This window comes from Qipengyuania algicida (genome assembly GCF_009828025.1).
GTDB classification, from domain to species: Bacteria; Pseudomonadota; Alphaproteobacteria; order Sphingomonadales; family Sphingomonadaceae; genus Qipengyuania; species Qipengyuania algicida.
On record NZ_WTYA01000008.1, the window covers coordinates 43,661 to 62,343 of the forward strand.

Sequence of the window (18,683 nt, forward strand, 5' to 3'; positions counted from 1 at the left end):
AATTGCGTAATTTACTGCATTGCCGTGTGGCTCAACCGCGCAGTATCGGTCAAGCATCTCGACAGAGCAGAGCAAGCGTCTAAAGACACAAGGCAATGGGGAAGCGTACGCCACTGGTTTTGCTGAACGACGCCCGGAGCGAGGGCGCGGCAGATGCGCAATGGTTCGAAGACCCGGCGGAAACCTTCGTGGCGCGCCGCCCGGACGAGGTGGCAGACACGCTTGCCGCCGCCGATAATGCACGGCGCGAGCGGGGCGGGACGCTGGCAGGCTATATCGCCTATGAAGCCGGACTGGCGCTCGAAGACCGCACGATCGCGCTGGCCGAATCGCGCAGCGGAGCCGCGGGTCCGCTGGTCTGGTTGGGTCGGTTCGAGACGGTCAGAACCATTCCCGCTGGTGACGTTACCGACTTCCTGACCGAAAAGTCTCCCGGCGCGGCCCACCTCGGCCCGCTGGAGCCGCAGGTTTCGATGGGCGGGTATCTCGCGGCATTCGCACAATTGCAGGACGCCATCGCTGCGGGCGATACCTATCAGGCCAATCTCACCTTCCCGATGGCGGGCGGCTTTACCGGCGATCCGCTGGCGTTGTACCGCGCGCTGATCCCGGCCAGCGAGGCGGGCTATGGCGGGCTGGTGTTCGATGGCGATCACTGGCTGCTGAGCCTTTCACCCGAGCTGTTTTTCTCGCTGAAAGGACGAACAGCCAAGGTCAAGCCGATGAAAGGCACGCGTCCGCGCGGCGCGAATGCGACAAGCGACAAGGCGCTGCGCGAGGACCTCGAGACATCCGAGAAGGATCGCGCCGAGAATTTGATGATCGTCGATTTGATGCGCAACGATCTGGCCCGCGTGGCCGAGGCCGGCAGTGTCGAGGTGCGCGACGCGTTCAAGGTCGAAAGCTATCCCACCGTCCACCAGATGGTCACCAGCGTCACCGCCCGCCTCGCCGATGGCAAGGGCGCGATGGATCTCGTGCGGGCGCTGTTCCCCTGTGGGTCGATCACCGGTGCGCCGAAGATCCGCGCCGAAGAACTGCTCGCCGGAATAGAACGCGACGCGCGTGGCCCCTATTGCGGCGCGATCGGACGGATCGGACCCGATGGCGATGCAGCCTTCAACGTCGCGATCCGCACCCTGCGGCTTACCGAGATCGAGAATGAGCGCGGCAAGGCCGTGCTCGGCGTCGGCGGGGCCATCGTCGCGGGCAGCGAACCGATGGCCGAATGGCGCGAGGCGCTGGTCAAAGGCGCGGCCTTTCGCGCCTCGTCATCGGACGCTACCGCTCCGGCATTCGACCTGATCGAAACCATGCGGTTCGCCACTGAAACCGGCATCGAGCATCTGGAATTGCATCTCGAAAGGATGAAGGCGAGCGCTGCCGAGCTGGGCTTCACCTTTGACCGTCATGCGGTGCGCAACCAGATCCATGCGCTGTGCTTCGACCTTGAAATGCCCGGCGCGGTCAGACTGCTGTCCTCCCGCAGCGGCGCGATCGCGCTCGAGGTCGCTCCGCTTCCGGCACCCTGGCCCGATCCGGCGCGCGTCGTGCTGCTGCCACTGCCGGTCGACCCGGGCGACTGGCGGTTGCGCCACAAGACCAGCGATCGCGGCTTTTACGAGACCGCGCGCCGCATCGCCGCCGAACACGGCGCACAGGAGGCCGTATTCGTGCGCGATGACGGCTTGGTAACCGAAGGCGCAATCGGCAATGTCTTCGTTCAACATGACGATGGCACGCTGCTGACCCCGCCTGCCAGCCTCGGCCTGCTGCCCGGCACACTGCGCCGGTCGCTGATCGAGGACGGTCGCGCGCGTGAAGCAGAGTTGACGCCAGCCGACATCGAAAACGGCTTCCTGCTTGGAAATGCTTTGCGCGGGCTGGTACCGGCGCGGCTGATATGACCGACACCCCCACTATCCTGTTCGAAGATGGCGAAGCGCTGGTGATCGACAAGCCTGCGGGCCTGCCGGTCGAACGGCCGCGGCGCGGTGGACCTTCGCTCGAAAGCCATCAAGAGGCACTCAAGTTAGGCTTCCAGCGTGCGCCGGTGCCGGTCCACCGGCTCGACACCGACACCAGCGGATGCCTGCTGCTGGCGCGCAACCCCAAGGCTCTGGTGCGCTTTTCGCGCGCTTTCGAGGAACGGCTGGTCGCCAAGCGCTATCTCGGCATTCTCGCAGGCGTGCCCCAGCAGAGCGAAGGCACGATCGAATTGTCGCTCACCAAGCAGAGCAGTGCCGAGCGTGGCTGGCGCATGATAGCTGCAAGGAAAGGCAAGCCGGCGATCACCCATTGGCGCATGCTTGGCGAGATCGACGGACATGCGCTGATAGAGTTCAGGCCCGAAACCGGGCGCACCCACCAGATTCGCATCCATGCGCTCGCCGGGCTCGGCCTGCCGCTGCTCGGCGACCCGGTTTATGGCAGCGGCCAAAGCGATCGGGCGAAGGGCGCGCCGCGCACGATGCTCCATGCCGCAGCGCTCGAAGTGCCGCGCCAAGGCAAGCTCTCCATCTCGGCAATCGCCCCACTGCCCGCCGATTTCGCCTCTCTTGGCTTTGACGATGGATGACGAAGTCGTCGAACGCGCTCTGGCACTGGCCGAGGAAAAGTTCATCGCTGCCTCCGGTCCGGGCGGCCAGAACGTCAACAAGGTTGCCACCGCAGTCCAGTTACGAATCGACGTCTTCGCGCTTCGTCTGACACCTGCGGTGTTCAATCGCTTGCGGGAGCTTGCCGGAAGCCGGATGACCAAGGCGGGCGAGATTGTCCTGACCGCCAACGAATACCGAACCCAGGACCAGAACCGGGAAGCTGCGCGCGAACGGCTGACGGCGATGCTCGAACAGGCGCTGACCCCGCCGCCCAAACGCAAGAAGAGCCGCCTCAACCGCGTCGGCAAGACCCAGCGGCTCAAATCGAAGAAAGCGCGCGGGGCGGTAAAGGCCTCGCGCGGCAAGGTCGATTGGTAGCCGTTCAACCTGACGCGGCTTGACTTTCACCGGTGAATCGCGCAATGGCGCGGCCTGACGGCGGTGCTGACAATGCGCCGCCCTTGTTTTTTCAACCGTAATCTTCGGGGCGCACGCGCCCTGTCTCGCGATCTAGGAACACGCAATGGCGAAGCCCGCAACCGTCAAGATCAAGCTCGTCTCGACCGCCGACACGGGCTTTTACTATGTGACCAAGAAGAACCCGCGCAACATCACCGAGAAGATGACGTTCCGCAAATACGACCCGGTCGCCAGGAAGCACGTCGAGTTCAAGGAAGCGAAGATCAAGTAATCGCGTGAACGCGCGGAACTTGTTCAATTCACGCGGTGTTCAATGCTCCGATGCCAATCGCAGGAGCATGACGATCTTGACCAGTTCTCCGATTAAAGCTTTGCGCGGCGCCTTTGCGCTGTCGCTGTGCACTGTATTGCCTGCCGCCTTGGCTTCGTCCGTCCCGGCCCATGCCGCGACCAGCGAGCTCGATCAGGCGGTATCGGCCCTGCGCGACATCGGCACAATGACCGCCGATTTCACCCAGACCGATCGCAATGGCCAGACGGTTTCGGGTAAGCTTTACCTGAAGCGCCCGGGCAAGATCCGCTTCGAATACGAGAAGGGCGCGAATATGCTGCTCGTCTCGACCGGCAAGTCACTCTATTTCATCGATTACGAGGTCAAGCAGGTCCAGCGCTGGCCGATCAAGAACTCGCCGCTCGGCGCACTGCTTGATCCCAATCGCGATGTGAAGGCCTTTGGCAAGCTCGTGCCCACGAGCAATGCCAATGTCGTCGGCATCGAAGTGCGCGATCCCAAGCGGCCCGAATATGGCGTGATCACGCTGATCTTCGTGCGCGACGCCTCCGCTCCGGGCGGACTGGAGCTGACCAATTGGGTCGCGCTCGATGCCCAGAACCATCGCACCACGGTGCGGCTGTCGAACCAGCGCTACGGCATGGCGATCTCTGACAAGGAATTCACTTTCGTCGATCCACGCCGCTCGGGTGGTCGTCCGCGCTGATCGTTCGGCGGGCCAGACGTGGCCCCTCTGCGACAATCCGATACGCTCTATTCATTGGGTAGAAAGCCAGAGGCGCGTAGAACATCTCTCACAGACCGGATGAAGGTGGGTTTCCCCCCTGTTGCCCATTCCTTCGGTACCCCGCTCTGTAAAGCGTGACGAACGCAAGAAGGACCCTCGTGCCAATGCCCCCGGCACGAGGGTTTTTCTATGTTCGGACGCTATTCACCGGACAGTCCCAGCGCTGCGCGCATGATCGCCCCGATTTGGTTCTGTTCGATGACGCCATGCACATTATCCGAACCCGGACCGGTGGCATAGAGCGCCACATCTTCACCGCCATGAGTTTCCGAGCCGAGCGGCACGAGCGACTGCTGATGCGCTTGCACGCCGGTTTCCGGCCTGCTCCGTGGTCCCTTCACTGCGGCCGGGCCATTGGCATACCCCAGCGTCGTATAGGGCTGGCCATCCTTGGCCATGACGGGCGCGCCATCTGTTTCAGCGCCGCCATGCTCATCGTCGTCGCCGCTCGGCGGGACGACCAGGCCGAGGATCGGATTTCCGCGCCTCGGATAGCCCGCCATGGTGAAGACATGGCTGTGGTCAGCCGTTACGAGGATCAACGTCTTGGCCGGATCGGTATGCTCGACCGCATATTGCACCGCGCGGGCGAACTCGACCGTTTCTTCCAGTGCGTAACCGGCGCGATTTTCATGATGCGCATGATCGATCCGCCCGCCCTCGACCATCAGGTAATAACCTTGCGGGTTCTGGTTGAGTCGGTCGATCGCCTCCGCGGTCATCTGCGTCAGCGTCGGTTCGGCGGACTCCGGAGTACGCTCGGCCATATAGGTCATGTGACTGGGACTGAAGATGCCGAGCACCGGGCGATCGTGCGGCGCGCGTGCCAGTGCGTCGGCGCTTTCGACATAGCTCCCCCCATGATCCGCAACCCAGCGCTCGGGCAGGTCAGCTGCCCCGTCGAGCCGATCGCCGCCCCGCGATTTCGCGACGAATTTCTCATGCCCTCCGCCAAGCGCGACAGCGAAAGGGAAGTCCACGAGCTGCGCGGCGATGTCACGGCACCCCTGCGCGCGCTGGGCGGCGAGGATATCGCCATCGGCCTCCCAGTCGCGGTCGCTGCTATGCGCAAAGACCGCCGCCGGTGTCGCATGGGTCAGCCGGGTGGTGGTGACGATGCCGATCGCCCTACCACCCCTGTGCGCCTCCTCGGCCACGAGCGAGAGCGGGTGGGCGAGCGCTTCTCGGCATTGTCCGCGCCGTGCCGCCGGCCCGATCCCGATCACACCCATGCGCGTCTTCTCGCCGCTGTTGATGGCAGTAGCAGTGCCCGCGCTGTCGGGCACCTGCGCATTGGTGTTGTAGGTCTTCACCAGAGCAGTCTGCGGAAATTTCTCGAAGGAGAGCAGATTTTCCTCGCCCGTGTGGCCCTGCTTCTGCCCGGCATAGATGCGCGCCGCGGTAACGGTCGAGACGCCCATGCCATCGCCGATGAACAGGATCACGTTCCGCGCCCGCTCAGGCGCGGGGGCGGCACTCGCCAGTTCGGCGGGAGTGGTGCTCGCACAGGCACCCAGCAATGAAACGCCCACGAGAACCGTGAGCGAACGACAAAAACGCATCATTGCTTCTGAACCCCTCCAACAAGCCTGGTCGAAAGCGATTCTATGCGATGGGAATGCGACAAAACAAGGAAAGCATCGCGACAACTCCCCGTAACCTTGTGCAGCCGCCGAGCGCGGCCTAACTGGCAGGCCATGGCTTCTTCCAATCTTTCCGTCGCGACGTGGAACATCAACTCGGTCCGGCTGCGCATGCCGATCGTGGGGCGCTTCCTGACCGAGCAGGCACCCGACATCCTCTGCCTGCAGGAGATCAAGTGCCAGGAGCACCAGTTCCCCTACGAGGCTTTCCGCGCGCTCGGCTACGAGCATTTCGCAGTCCACGGGCAGAAGGGCTATCACGGCGTAGCGACGGTGGGGCGCGTGCCCTTTCACGAATTCTCGCGCCACGACTGGCAGGACAATGGCGAAGCGCGCCACGTCGGGATCGAACTCGAAGGCCCCGGCCAGGGCACGGTGATCGAGAACGTCTATATCCCCGCAGGCGGCGATGAGCCCGACCGGGCGATCAATCCCAAATTCGGCCAGAAGCTGGATTTCCTCGGACGCATGACGCGCTGGGCAGAAACCGTAGATCGACCGACGCTGATCGTTGGCGATTTCAACGTCGCGCCGCTCGAAAGCGATGTCTGGAACCACAAGGCGCTGCTCAAGGTGGTCAGCCACACGCCGATCGAGGTCGAGACACTGCAAGGCTTCATGGACGCGCATGGCTGGCAGGACATCGGCCGCCAGCATCGCTCCGCGCCCGAACGCTATTACAGCTGGTGGAGCTATCGCTCGAAGGACTGGAAGGCGGGCGACCGCGGTCGGCGGCTCGATCATATGTGGGCAAGCCCCGAACTGGCCGCGCAGTCGGTTGCGCATCATGTGCACGAGGATTGCCGCGACTGGGAAAAGCCATCGGACCACGTACCGCTGGTGACGGAGTTCGATCTCTGAGCGCTCCCGGCCCTTCCCCCTCGCGGCGCGGCGCACAGGCGGTCGACGCTTTGCGCCATGGCTGGCCGCTGCGCTTTCCCGACGCGCCGCTGCTCCAGCCGGTCGAGACGGCGTTCGTGGGTGGGCTCACTGCGGACACCATGTTGATTTCCGCCAGCCGCGCGGTGACGCTCAAGCTGGCGAACCAGCTCGAGGCGGCCAATCCGTCCGAGCCGGTGCTTTTGCGCGGAACCGAGCTGTTCGACCTTGCCGCCGCAATGGCCGTAGCCGACCCTTCGGCGGATCTCGCCCATCCGTTGCAGGGACCGTTCAAGGCGCTCACCTTCGACTGGCGCGGCGCCGCGGCGGGCGCGCTCGACCTTGCGCGGATTGCAGGAATCCTTCCCGCTTTCCTGGTCGATCCACGCGAAGCCGTGGAAGCCCAGCCAATCGCGCTGAGCGATGTCGTCGCGCTGACCGATCCGCACAATTTGAAACTCGCGACACGCGCGCGCCTGCCGGTTGCCGCGGCCGAAGATGCCGAAATCATCGCTTACCGCAGTGCCGACGACACGCGCGAACACGTAGCGCTGGTGATCGGGCAGCGCAGCGCGGAGCATTTGCCGCTGGTGCGCCTGCATTCCGAATGCCTGACCGGCGACGTACTCTCCAGCCTCAAATGCGATTGCGGGCCGCAGCTTGACGGCGCGCTCGCAGCGATGGCGGAAGAAGCGAAGCAGGGCGGCTGGGGCGTATTGCTCTATTTGCGGCAGGAAGGGCGCGGGATCGGCCTCGTCAACAAGCTGCGCGCCTACCGTCTGCAGGACCAGGGCCACGATACGATCGATGCCAACACGCGGCTTGGCCTGCCGGACGAAGCGCGCGACTTCCCGGTCGCGGCAAGGATGCTCGCGCTGATGAATATCGAGCGGATTCGCTTGATGACCAACAATCCTGCGAAGGTCGATGCGCTCGGGTCGGAGGGTATCGAGGTGGTCGAACGGGTCGCACACAGCCTCGGCGCAGGCGCGCATAACGAACACTATCTCGCCACCAAGCGGGACCGTGCGGGTCATTTTTTACCTTAACCGGTAACCCGACGAAATAACCGTGGCCCATAGCGGGACTGCATGAAACTTGCGGAAACCGCAGCCTTGCGGGGGCGTTGGAAGCGCGAGACAATAGGGTGCTTGCACAAGGCCGCTTGTAACAGGGCGGCTCGTCACAGGGTTGGACTGAACCATGCGTAAGTTTTTTGGCGGCCTCGTCGCTATCGCACTCCTGACGAACGCGGCTCCCCTGCTGGCCGGTGCTCCGCAAGCGCACAACTCCGCGAAAACTGCCGATGCATCTGTCGTCGATGCCGCCCAAGCGGGCGACGCCAACGCGCAATGGCAGCTTGGCGTGCTGATCGACGAGGGCAAATATCCCGGCACGCTCGATCAGGCGATCAACCTGTTCCGCAAATCCGCCGCGCAAAAGAACACCGATGCCATCGCCAGCCTGGCGGTGATGTATGCCAATGGCCGGGGCGTTCCGCAGGACTATGCCGCCGCAATGCGCTATTACCAGCTCGCTGCAAGACTGGGTAACGCGCACGCCCTCGAAGGGTTGGGCGTGCTTTATGCCAATGGGCAGGGCGTGCCAGCGGACGAGAAGGAAGCGGTCGCGTACTGGTTGGTCGCCGCCGCCGCGGGCGATTCCAGCGCGATGAGCTTGCTGAACGAGAAGCTGACCTCGATCGATCCCAAGTCGAATGCGATGCTGTACGACCGGGCGAACCAGATAGCGGATGCTTACGGCATCCTGCCGCGCAACGCCTCTTCGCCGACCGCGCTCGGTAACTGACGCTCAATCATCCTGCTTCGAGGGACGTCCGCGCCGGGGAGCGGGAGTGGCGGACACCCGGATGCCGCGCCGCTCCAATGCCTCGCGCAGCAGGATCTCGATCTCGGCATTGCTGCTCCTGAGTTCGGCCGCCGCCAGGCGCTCGATAGCGGCATAAACCGCTGGATCGAGGCGCAGGGCGAAGGCTTTCTTGCTCATCGAATTCGGACCCGTAAGCTCGCGTTACTGGTAGAGCGTCCCGGCGTTGACTACCGGCTGCGCCTCGCGTTCGCCGCATAGCACCACCATCAGGTTCGACACCATCGTCGCGCGACGTTCGCTGTCGAGTTCGACGACGCCGTCTTCGGACAGTTTGTTGAGCGCATCCTCGACCATGCCGACCGCGCCCATCACCAGCTTGGAACGCGCCGCGATCACTGCTTCGGCCTGTTGGCGGCGCAGCATCGCGCTGGCGATCTCGGCAGCATAGGCCAGGTGGGTGAGGCCAGCCTCGTCGACCACGATGCCAGCCACGCGCAGGCGGTCGTTCAGCTCTTCGAGCAGTTCGCGATTGACGACATCCGCGCTGCCTCGCAGCGTCACTTCCTCGTTTTCGAGGTCGTCATAAGGATGGCGCGAACCCACGGTGCGCAGGCCGGCCTCAATCTGGATGTTCACGAATTCCTTGAAATCATCGACATCGAAATAGGCCTGAGCCGTATCCTGCACCCGCCAAACGACATTGCAGGCGATCTCGATCGGATTACCCCGCAGATCGTTGATCTTGACCTTTTCGGAATGGATGTTGTGCGCCCGCGCCGACAGTTTCTTGCGTCCCATCCACGGCCATACCCAGCGCAGGCCTTCGCGCCTTTCGGTACCGCGATATTCGCCGAACAGCGTGATGACCGTCGCCTGATTGGGCTGGATCATGAAGAATCCGGCAGACACAAACAGGATGATAAGGGCTGGACCGAACAACATGCCCACGAATGCCAACTTAACCAGTTTCGGCGATCCTGCAGGCGGCAAATTGCCGGTGAGGTTCCAGATCCCGATCACCACCATCGCCGCGATCAACGCCAGTATCGGATAGCCGCTGAGGCTGGAGCCGGCGCTTTCCTTGCTGGTGTTCATTCCCTTGAGTTCAATTTGCATGAATAACCCCCTTCGATATGATTATGATATCACATTTATATCATTTTGGGCGATCCAGCAAGAGGGTTGAAACTTGCCCTCTTTATGGGCATTTAAACCCTGCGGGACCGGGCCCCTCTGGCGCGGCGGATTTGCCCTATGGCAGCCGCCACGTGATGTCGGACCGCATCGGATATGCCGATCATGCCGGGCCCGGAGCATTGCGACCTCCCACAGCCTTTTTCCGGTCGATCGTCATCCGATCCAGTGAACGCGCGCCCTTGCGCGCCGCAAGATGTGGAGTGGGTAGGTTTATGGAATTTCTCGGCACCCTCTGGCTCGGTACGCCGATCTGGTTCTGGCTGGCGTTCGCTGTCATCGTTCTGGCGCTCACCGCCTTCGACCTCGGCGTCCTCAACCGCAAGGACGAAGCGATGGGCATCGCCCGCTCGCTCAAGCTGTCGGCGTTCTACATTGCCATTGCCATGCTGTTCGGCGGCTGGGTCTGGTTCGCGCTCGGCGCGCAGGCGGGGAGCGAATATTTCACCGGCTATTTCATCGAGAAGGCGCTCTCGATCGACAATGTCTTCGTCATCAGCCTGATCTTCACCTATTTCGCGATTCCGCCGAAATACCAGTATCGCGCGCTGCTCTGGGGCATTCTCGCAGTGATCGTGCTGCGCGGCCTGATGATCGCGGGCGGCGCGGCGCTGGTCGCGGAGGCGCATTGGGTGCTGTATATTTTCGCCGCTTTCCTGATCTTTACCGGGATCAAGATGGTGTTCTCCTCCGACAGCGAGGCGGATTTGTCGCAGAACCGCGCGATCCGCTGGATTTCGCGCCATATGCGCGTGACCAAGGAACTGCACGGGCACCGTTTCATCGTTCAAGTGCCGGACGAAAAGACCGGCAGGACTGTCCGCGCGGCGACCCCGCTGCTGCTCGCGTTGGTGGTCATCAACCTTGCCGATCTGGTGTTCGCGGTCGACAGCGTGCCGGCGATCTTCGCCATCACCACCGATACTTTCATCGTCTACACCAGCAACATCATGGCTATCCTTGGCCTGCGCGCGCTCTATTTTGCGCTCGCCGCGATGGTTCACCGCTTCCATTATCTCAAATATGCGCTCGCCGGCGTACTGGTGTTCATCGGCAGCAAGATCTTCGTCACCGACTTCCTGCTTGGCGGCGCGAAGTTTCCGCCGCTGATCAGCCTTGGCGTCACTTTTGCACTGATAGCAGCAGGCATCGGCTATTCACTATGGGCCACGCGGAACGACGGCGAGGAGGTCAGTTCCGGCTGATGACGTCGAGGAATTGCTGCCCGTAAGCTTCCAGCTTCTTTGCGCCGATGCCGGGTAGTGCGCCCATTGCACCCAGACTGGCCGGGCGCGCCTCGGCCATCGCGCGCAAGGTGGCGTCATGGAACACGACATAGGGGGGCACGCCCGCTTCCTCTGCCAGTTCGCGGCGAAGCGCACGCAGCGCGTCAAACAGCGGGTCGCCCACCGGATTGGCGCCGCCGCCAGCGCCGCCGCGCTTGCTTCGGCGTCTGGGCGGCATCACCACCGCCAGCGGCATCTCACCTTTAAGGATCGCCCGCGCATTGCCTGCCAATTGCAGCCCGCCGTGCTCGTTGGCAATCAGATCGCCGCGCGCCTGCAACGCCCGCGCGACCGGGCGGAGCAGCGCCGCCTCCTCCGCCGCGACGATGCCGAACACGCTTAACCGGTCGTGCCCGCGCTGGATGACGCGTTCGTCCATGCTGCCGGTCAGCACCTTCTGCAAATGGCCGATCCCGAAGCTCTGCCCGGTGCGATAGGCCGCCGAAAGCAGCTTGCGCGCAAGCTCAGTCGCATCGCTGACCTGCGGCGGATCGAGACAATTGTCGCAATTGCCGCAAGCGTTCGGCGGACTCTCGCCAAAATGCCGCAGCAGCAATGCCCGGCGGCAACCGGGCGTTTCGACAAGCGCGGCGAGCGCATCGAGCCGTTCGCGTTCCGACTGGCGGCGCGCCTCCTCGACTTCCTCAAGCCGCATCCGGGCCCGCGCGAAATCGCCCGCGCCCCAATACATCACCGCCCGCGCCGGATCGCCATCGCGACCCGCACGGCCGGTCTCTTGATAATATCCTTCGATCGATTTGGGCACGCCGACATGCGCGACGAAGCGCACGTCGGGCTTGTCGATCCCCATGCCGAAGGCAACGGTGGCGACGATCACCATATCCTCGCTGGCGACGAAGGCGTGCTGGTTCGCCGCACGCACTTCCGCATCGAGACCGGCGTGATAGGGCAACACCGGACGCCCGGTGGCCGCGCCCAGCTTGTCGGCCAGTTCCTCCACCTTGCGGCGGGTCGGCGCGTAGACGATGCCCGGCCCCGCCTCCTCCGCCATCAGCCGCGCCAGTTGCTGCACCGGATTATCGCGCGGGCGGATCGCATAGCGAATATTGGGCCGGTCGAACCCGGCCAGCACCAGCCCGTCCTCGGGGATGGCAAGCTGGGCGAGGATGTCCGCACGCGTCTGGCGATCGGCGGTCGCGGTCAGTGCAAGGCGCGGGACATCGGGAAAATCGTCCATCAATCCGCGCAGGCGGCGATAGTCGGGTCGGAAATCGTGCCCCCACTCGCTGACGCAATGCGCCTCGTCGATCGCGAACAGGCTGAGCGATGCGGTGGACAGCAAGTCCCGGAACCCAGGCTGGCTGGCCCGCTCGGGCGCGACATAGAGCAAGTCGAGATTGCCGCAGCGGAACGCATCGAGCGTTTCGCGCCAGTCGGCGTCGGCACTGGTCAGGGTGGCCGCGCGAATGCCGTTGGCGCGCGCGCTGCGCAGCTGGTCGTGCATCAGCGCGATCAGCGGCGATATGACCACGCAAGTCCCCGGCAGCATCGCGGCGGGCAGCTGGTAGGTCAGCGACTTGCCCGCCCCGGTCGGCATCACCGCCAGCGTCGATTGCCCGGCAAGCACGCGTTCGACCACGTCTTCCTGTCGGCCGCGAAATTCGGAGAAACCGAAAATCCTGTGCAATTCGCTACGCGCATCGGAAAGTGTGGCGAGGGTCATTGCGGGCCGCGTTGCCAGATCGACTGCCGCTAGGGAATGGCCGGTTGCCGATTTTCCCCTTGGCCAGTCCCCTTAGCTATGATTACTGACGGGTGAGACATGCGGCGCACACCGTCATGCGCCATTCGATCCTCGAAGGAGACCCGATATGAAATTCCGTCACTCGCTCGCGCTTGCCCTGCCTCTGGCGCTGGCCCTTGCGGCCTGCGGCCGTTCGGACAATGCTTCGGAAGAAGCCCAGCCCGACACGGTTGAAATTCCCGCCAACGAGGCGCTGCAGACCACCACCGAAACCCCGGTCGCCGACCCCAGCGCCAATGCCACCGAAAATCCCGATACTGCGGGCGAGGACGTTGCCGAGCAGCAAAAGGCCCAGGAAGCAGGCGATAACGCGGCACAGACCGCCGCCATGGCCGCCGATGCCATGGCCGCTTCTTCGCCCACTGCCAAGCCGACAGCGGACGGGCAGAAAACGACCGATTGAGGGCGACGGGCCGGATGATACGCGGTGTCGCCCTGGCTCTGCTGAGCCTTGCGCTTGCAAGCTGTTCGGGGTCGTCGGATGGATCCGGCGACCTTCCCCCCAAGCCCAGCGAACGCAAGGCGTTGAACGATGCCGCGAGCATGTTGAACGACCCGCGGGCACAGCCGACACCGGATCCGTCGCCATCATCTGCGCCGAACCCATCGGCGTCATAAAAACAAGCTTTGGGAGAGGACAGGATGACACAACAGGGAATGGACCCGGAGCTTTTCGAACAGTTCATCGACCAGCTCGATCGCTATGTGCGTGAACGCCTCATCCCGGCTGAAGCGGACGTGATCGCCAATGACCGCATTCCCGACGAAATCGTCGCTGAGATGAAGGAGATGGGGCTGTTCGGGCTGACCGTTCCGGAGGAATTCGGCGGCGCAGGGCTCAGCACCAGCCAGTATGCCCGCACGGTCAGGGCAATGGCCTATGCTGCGCCCGCCTATCGCTCGATCTTCTCGATCAATGTCGGCATGTTCAATTCGGCGATCAAGAACGGCGGGACGGACGCACAGAAGGCCGAATGGTGGCCGCGTATCGCCGCCGGCGAGATTGCGTGCTTCGGCCTCACCGAACCCGGCTCGGGCAGCGACAGCGCGGCGATGGCCACCACCGCTCGCCCCGACCCGGATGGCAATGGCTGGATACTCAACGGGACCAAGCGTTACATCACCAACGCGCCCCACGCCTCGGTCGGGCTGATCATGGCGCGTACCGAAAAGGATGCGCTGCCCAAGAACGCCCACGTCAGCGCCTTCATCGTGCCAATGGACACGCCGGGCGTTTCGGTCGGCAGCCCGGACAAGAAGATGGGCCAGTCGGGCAGCCATATCGCCGATATCATGCTCGACGATGTGCATGTTCCGGGCGATGCGCTGCTGGGCGGGGAGACCGGAAAAGGTTTCGTATTCGCGATGAAGAGCCTCGACAATGGCCGCATCTCGGTTGGCGCGGCGTCGACCGGCTATGCCCGGCGTGCGCTCGATTCCGCCCTGCGCTACGCCAATGAACGCAAGGCTTTCGGCGAGCCGATCGCCAATTTCCAGCTGATCCAGCAGATGCTCGCCGAAAGCGAGACCGAAATCTACGCCGCCGAATGCATGATGACTGATGTCTCGGCGCGGGTGGATCGCGGCGAGAACACCATTCGGCAAGCTGCCGCCTTCAAGGTGTTCGCATCCGAAATGTGCGGCCGGGTGGTCGACCGGGTGGTGCAGATCTATGGCGGGGCAGGCTATCTGGCTGAATACGATGCCGAACGCTTCTTCCGCGATGCGCGCATCTATCGCATTTACGAAGGCACGACGCAGATCCTGCAATTGCAGATCGCCAAGCACATGCTGCGCGAATTCGCTGCGCGGGGTTGAGATGTACCAGCTCCTGTCCGGGTTGAGCATCGTCGAAGTCTCCAGCTTCGTCGCCTCGCCCACGGTCGGGCTCTATTGCGGGCAATTCGGGGCGGAAGTCATCCGTGTCGATCACAAGGAGGGCGGGCTCGACTACGACCGCTTTATGCTGGCCGAGAACGGGCGCTCGCTCGCCTGGGAGAACCTCAACCGGGCAAAGAAGTCGGTCGCGCTCGATCTGCGCAGCGCCGAGGGCCGCGAATTATGCGTCGAACTGGCAGGCAAGGTCGGGCAATGCGTCACCAACCTACCGGACAAGAGCTTTCTTAGCCATGCCGCCATGTCCCGGCACCGTGACGATCTGATTTCGGTGCGGATCATGGGCTGGCATGACGGACGCCAGGCGATGGATTTCACCGTCAACGCCGCCAGTGGCTATCCACTGATGACGGGGCCAGCCGACTGGGACCCGGCGCGCGCACCTCCGGTCAACCAGCTGATGCCGGCCTGGGATTTCCTCACCGGCGCCTATTGCGCCTTCACCCTGCTGGCGGCACTGCGCCATCGCGATGCCACCGGCGACGGAGCTGAAATTCGCGTGCCGCTGGGCGATGTGGCAATCGGCACGCTGGCCAATTCGGGGACGATGGCCGAGATGCTCTATCGCGGTGGCGACCGCGAGCGCCTGGGCAATGCGATCTGGGGGGCGTTCGGCAGCGACATGGTCACGCGCGACGGCGTGCGCTTCATGGTCGCAGCGCTGACCGCTAAGCAATGGTCGGGCATCGTCGAGGCGTTCGGCGTGGAGCAGGACATTGCCGCACTCGAAGAGGAGCTGGGCGTGCGCTTCGCCGATGGCGATACCCCACGCTTCCAGCACCGCGACCGCCTGCTGGGAATCTTTCAAGCCGTGGCCAGCCAGCACGATTATGCATCGCTTGAACGGCGCATGGCGGCGGTGGGGATGACCTACGAACGCTATCGCACGCCGTTCGAGGCCGCGCAGGACCCGCAGCTCGTCGGCAAAAACCCGCTGTTCGGGCACACGCCCGACAATCCCAGCGGCTTCGACTATCCGGTCGCCCGCAGCTTCGCCAACATCCCGGACACCCCGCGCGGTGAGCCGCAAAGAGCGCCCTATCTGGGCGAACACACAGAGGAAGTCCTGGCCGACAAGCTCGGCCTGTCTTCGGGCCAGATCGGGCAGCTGTTCGACAGCGGCATCGCCGCACCCAGCGACAAGGGCCACGACTACTCCACAAGCAGGATCATGCCATGACCACACTCCGCCGCGTCGCCATCTGTTCACCCCTGCGCACACCGGTGGGCAAGTTCCTCGGCACGCTTGCACCGCTGGAAGCGGGCGCGTTGGGGGCGATCATCCTCAAGGCGCTGGTCGAGCGTAGCGGAGTGAACCCCGAACGCGTCGACGACGTCGTGTTCAGTCAGGGCTATGGCAGCGGCGAGGCGCCCGCCATCGGGCACTGGTCATGGCTGGCCGCAGGGCTGCCGCTGGAAGTGCCCGGCTACCAGGTCGACCGGCGCTGCGGGTCCGGCCTGCAAGCGATCGTCAATGCCGCCATGATGGTGCAGACGGGCGCTGCCGATTGCGTGGTGGCAGGCGGCGTCGAGAGCATGTCGAACGTCGAATATTACACCACCAAGGCGCGCCACGGCGCGCGCATGGGCGATATCCAGCTGTGGGACCGGCTGACGCGGGGCCGCGTGATGAGCCAACCGATCGAGCGTTTCGGCGTCATCAGCGGCATGATCGAGACGGCGGAGAATCTCGCCAAGGATTACGGCATCACCCGTGAGGAAGCCGACGCCTTCGCCGTCCGCAGCCACCAGAACGCCACGCGGGCCTGGGAAGAAGGCAAGTTCGACGCCCAGTTGGTCCCGGTCCCGGTTCCACAGCGCAAGGGCGATCCGGTGATGTTCACGCAGGACGAGGGCTATCGCGCCGATGCAACGGTGGAATCGCTGGGCGCACTGCGGGCGATCGAGGGAAAGTCCAATCCTGATGCCGTAGTGACCGCAGGCAACGCCAGCCAGCAGAACGATGCAGCCGCCGCCTGCCTTGTCGTCGCCGAAGACAAGGTCGAGGAACTGGGCCTCGAACCGGTGCTGTGGTTCCATTCGTGGAGCGCGGCGGGATGCGACCCCAGCAGCATGGGGATCGGCCCAGTCCCCGCGGTCGAGAGGCTGTTCAAACGCAACGGCCTCGGCTGGGACGATATCGGATTGGTCGAGCTCAACGAAGCCTTCGCTCCGCAAGTGCTCGCGGTGCTCAAGGGCTGGGGCTGGTCAGCGGACGACAGCCGCCGCGATATCCTTAATGTCAACGGCTCGGGCATCTCGCTCGGCCATCCGATCGGCGCGACCGGCGGGCGCATCCTCGCCGACATGGCGTATGAGATGCAGCGGCGCGAGGTCCGCTACGGGCTGGAGACGATGTGCATTGGCGGCGGTCAGGGAATGGCAGCCATTTTCGAGCGCGCCGCATGAGCCAGTGGGCCGAGTGGATAGGGCGCGAGCAGCGTGCCGCCGACCACCTCGACGCCGGACTTGCTGCGCGCTGGCTGGCCACTTTCGACCTGCCCGTTCCCGCCGAGACAGCAATGCCGCAGGGCATTCATTTCTGTCTCTGCACGCCCGAAGCCCCGACCGCATATCTGGGCGAGGACGGCCATCCGAGGCGCGACGACAGCACCGCGAGCTTCCTGCCCCCAGTCCCGCTGCCGCGGCGGATGTGGGCGTCCTCGGCCCTGACCTTCCACCGCCCGATTGCTGTGGGCAATACCATCGAACGCGTCTCCCGCGTTGCCTCGATCAAGGAAAAGACAGGATCGAGCGGCACGCTGGTGTTCGTTGAGGTCGATCACGAAACCAGCGCGGATGGCGCCTTGGCGATGAACGAGCGCCAGACGCTGGTCTATCGCGAGCCCGCGGCCAGCGATGCACCGCTCAGCCCGGTGCCGCAGGGCAACACAACGTTCGATCCGGCAGGTTGGGACGCGCACCGCACGCTAACCCCCGATCCGCGTCTGCTGTTCCGCTATTCGGCGCTGACCTTCAACACCCATCGCATTCATTACGATGCACCCTATGCCGAAGAGGAAGAGCGCTATCGCGGACTGGTGGTGCATGGCCCGCTGACCGCCAGCCTGCTGCTGCAACTGGCGGCAAGCCGCTATGGCGAAAACGCGCTCGCCAGCTTTGCCTTTCGCGGGCTGTCGCCTGCGATCGCGGGCGAGGCGCTGCATCTGGTGTTGCGCGAGGGTGACGGCGCGCTGGAACTTGGCGCCTTTGCCGCTGACGGGCGGCAGGTGACGCGGGCCGAGGCGCGCCTCGCCTAGTCTTCCTCGAACACGGGAATGGGTTTGAGCACGCCATAGCTTTCGGTCAGCGGCTTGCGGTCGAGCGGTTCGAAATCGATCTCGGGCGGGAGCACGTCGGTTTCCGGCAGGCGGTCGAGCAAATTGCGGATCAACGTCAGCCGCCCGCGCTTCTGGTCGTTGAAATCGACCAGCGTCCACGGCGCCCACTCGGTATGGGTGACACGCAGCATCGCCTCTCTCGCCTGGGTGTAGTCATCGTATTTGTGCCGCGCGGCGAGATCGATCGGTGAGAGTTTCCAGCGCTTCATCGGATCGTCGAGCCGCTCGCGCAGGCGCTCTTCCTGCTGTTCCTGATCGGTCGTCAGCCAGTATTTGAACAGGCGGATGCCGTCTTCCACCAGCAAACGCTCGAACACCGGCGTCTGCGCGAGAAACCCGTCGACCTGCGATTGCGAGGCAAACCCCATCACCTGTTCCACCCCGGCGCGGTTGTACCAGCTGCGGTCGAAAAGCACTATTTCGCCCGCGCTGGGCAAATGCGCGATATAGCGCTGGTAATACCACTGCGTCTGTTCCGCCTCGCTCGGCTTGGACAGCGCCACCACGCGGCACTGGCGCGGGTTGAGCACGTGGCGCACCGCAGAGATCGCCCCGCCCTTGCCCGCCGTGTCGCGCCCTTCGAACAGCACCACGATACGCTGCCCGGTGGCCGCCGCCCAGCGCGCCATCCCGACCAGCTCCTGCTGCATCGGCTCCAGCGCTTCCTCATAGGCTTTGCGTTTCATTCCGCACTCCTTCCGCGCGTTTGTCATGCCTCGTGCTAGGTGCTAATCCATCAGACAACATTAT

19 protein-coding genes are annotated in these 18,683 nt (G+C 64.0%); 14 read left to right on the top strand and 5 right to left on the bottom strand.

The annotated features are described in order from the left end of the window. The first annotated feature begins 95 nt into the window (after positions 1-95). The 5 genes from pabB to GRI58_RS10915 all read left to right on the top strand — a co-directional run bounded on the left by pabB (position 96) and on the right by GRI58_RS10915 (position 4,018). Entirely contained in the window at positions 96-1,907 is a 1,812-nt protein-coding gene (gene pabB, locus GRI58_RS10895; RefSeq protein WP_160753640.1) for an aminodeoxychorismate synthase component I, read from the top strand. Continuing rightward, positions 1,904-2,578 carry an RluA family pseudouridine synthase gene (locus GRI58_RS10900; protein ID WP_160753641.1) on the top strand — a complete coding sequence of 225 codons (675 nt, stop codon included), beginning with the start codon at positions 1,904-1,906 and terminating at the stop codon, positions 2,576-2,578. The genes pabB and GRI58_RS10900 overlap by 4 nt, the downstream gene beginning before the upstream one ends. Beyond that, positions 2,571-2,978 carry an alternative ribosome rescue aminoacyl-tRNA hydrolase ArfB gene (arfB, locus tag GRI58_RS10905; protein WP_202386939.1) on the top strand — a complete coding sequence of 136 codons (408 nt, stop codon included), beginning with the start codon at positions 2,571-2,573 and terminating at the stop codon, positions 2,976-2,978. The genes GRI58_RS10900 and arfB overlap by 8 nt, the downstream gene beginning before the upstream one ends. A gap of 145 nt (positions 2,979-3,123) precedes the next feature. Beyond that, positions 3,124-3,291 (top strand): 50S ribosomal protein L33, encoded by a 168-nt coding sequence (gene rpmG, locus GRI58_RS10910; protein ID WP_067682697.1) that lies wholly within the window; start codon positions 3,124-3,126, stop codon positions 3,289-3,291. A gap of 67 nt (positions 3,292-3,358) precedes the next feature. Continuing rightward, positions 3,359-4,018, top strand: a complete 660-nt coding sequence (locus GRI58_RS10915) for a LolA family protein (protein ID WP_160753643.1) — start codon at positions 3,359-3,361, stop codon at positions 4,016-4,018. Positions 4,019-4,239: 221 nt separating this feature from the next. On the opposite strand, the gene GRI58_RS10920 is transcribed toward GRI58_RS10915, so the two are convergent. After that, positions 4,240-5,664: an alkaline phosphatase gene (locus tag GRI58_RS10920; protein ID WP_160753644.1), complete on the bottom strand. Its 1,425-nt coding sequence runs from the start codon at positions 5,662-5,664 to the stop codon at positions 4,240-4,242. 132 nt (positions 5,665-5,796) lie between these two features. On the opposite strand from GRI58_RS10920, the gene GRI58_RS10925 reads away from it, so the two are divergent. From GRI58_RS10925 to GRI58_RS10935, 3 genes are all read left to right on the top strand, one after another. After that, on the top strand, positions 5,797-6,603 hold the full coding sequence (locus GRI58_RS10925; protein ID WP_160753645.1) for an exodeoxyribonuclease III: 807 nt from the start codon (positions 5,797-5,799) through the stop codon (positions 6,601-6,603). A 50-nt stretch (positions 6,604-6,653) separates the two neighbouring features. Beyond that, positions 6,654-7,670: a GTP cyclohydrolase II gene (gene ribA, locus GRI58_RS10930; RefSeq protein WP_237452259.1), complete on the top strand. Its 1,017-nt coding sequence runs from the start codon at positions 6,654-6,656 to the stop codon at positions 7,668-7,670. Positions 7,671-7,824: 154 nt separating this feature from the next. Continuing rightward, positions 7,825-8,430 (top strand): tetratricopeptide repeat protein, encoded by a 606-nt coding sequence (locus GRI58_RS10935; protein WP_160753646.1) that lies wholly within the window; start codon positions 7,825-7,827, stop codon positions 8,428-8,430. A gap of 3 nt (positions 8,431-8,433) precedes the next feature. Here the strand turns inward: GRI58_RS10935 and GRI58_RS10940 are convergent, their stop codons facing one another. Continuing rightward, entirely contained in the window at positions 8,434-8,628 is a 195-nt protein-coding gene (locus GRI58_RS10940; protein WP_160753647.1) for a type II toxin-antitoxin system antitoxin, read from the bottom strand. A 24-nt stretch (positions 8,629-8,652) separates the two neighbouring features. Next, positions 8,653-9,567 (bottom strand): SPFH domain-containing protein, encoded by a 915-nt coding sequence (locus GRI58_RS10945; RefSeq protein ID WP_237452260.1) that lies wholly within the window; start codon positions 9,565-9,567, stop codon positions 8,653-8,655. 293 nt (positions 9,568-9,860) lie between these two features. On the opposite strand from GRI58_RS10945, the gene GRI58_RS10950 reads away from it, so the two are divergent. Continuing rightward, positions 9,861-10,850, top strand: a complete 990-nt coding sequence (locus GRI58_RS10950) for a TerC family protein (RefSeq protein WP_160753648.1) — start codon at positions 9,861-9,863, stop codon at positions 10,848-10,850. On the opposite strand, the gene recQ is transcribed toward GRI58_RS10950, so the two are convergent. Beyond that, positions 10,837-12,615 carry a DNA helicase RecQ gene (gene recQ / locus GRI58_RS10955; RefSeq protein ID WP_160753649.1) on the bottom strand — a complete coding sequence of 593 codons (1,779 nt, stop codon included), beginning with the start codon at positions 12,613-12,615 and terminating at the stop codon, positions 10,837-10,839. The genes GRI58_RS10950 and recQ overlap by 14 nt on opposite strands. A gap of 148 nt (positions 12,616-12,763) precedes the next feature. Between recQ and GRI58_RS10960 the strand changes: the two genes are divergently transcribed. From GRI58_RS10960 to GRI58_RS10980, 5 genes are all read left to right on the top strand, one after another. Continuing rightward, on the top strand, positions 12,764-13,099 hold the full coding sequence (locus GRI58_RS10960; RefSeq protein ID WP_160753650.1) for a hypothetical protein: 336 nt from the start codon (positions 12,764-12,766) through the stop codon (positions 13,097-13,099). A 239-nt stretch (positions 13,100-13,338) separates the two neighbouring features. After that, positions 13,339-14,514, top strand: a complete 1,176-nt coding sequence (locus tag GRI58_RS10965; RefSeq protein WP_160753651.1) for an acyl-CoA dehydrogenase family protein — start codon at positions 13,339-13,341, stop codon at positions 14,512-14,514. Between the two features lies 1 nt (position 14,515). Next, positions 14,516-15,772 (top strand): CoA transferase, encoded by a 1,257-nt coding sequence (locus tag GRI58_RS10970; protein ID WP_160753652.1) that lies wholly within the window; start codon positions 14,516-14,518, stop codon positions 15,770-15,772. Continuing rightward, positions 15,769-17,001 carry an acetyl-CoA C-acetyltransferase gene (locus GRI58_RS10975; protein ID WP_160753653.1) on the top strand — a complete coding sequence of 411 codons (1,233 nt, stop codon included), beginning with the start codon at positions 15,769-15,771 and terminating at the stop codon, positions 16,999-17,001. Before GRI58_RS10970 ends, GRI58_RS10975 begins: the two co-directional genes overlap by 4 nt. After that, entirely contained in the window at positions 16,998-17,852 is an 855-nt protein-coding gene (locus tag GRI58_RS10980) for an HTD2 family dehydratase (RefSeq protein ID WP_160753654.1), read from the top strand. The genes GRI58_RS10975 and GRI58_RS10980 overlap by 4 nt, the downstream gene beginning before the upstream one ends. On the opposite strand, the gene ppk2 is transcribed toward GRI58_RS10980, so the two are convergent. Further along, a complete protein-coding gene (gene ppk2, locus GRI58_RS10985) occupies positions 17,849-18,619 on the bottom strand; it encodes a polyphosphate kinase 2 (protein WP_237452261.1) in 771 nt (256 codons plus the stop codon). The two genes, GRI58_RS10980 and ppk2, sit on opposite strands and share 4 nt — an antisense overlap. Positions 18,620-18,683: the final 64 nt, after the last annotated feature.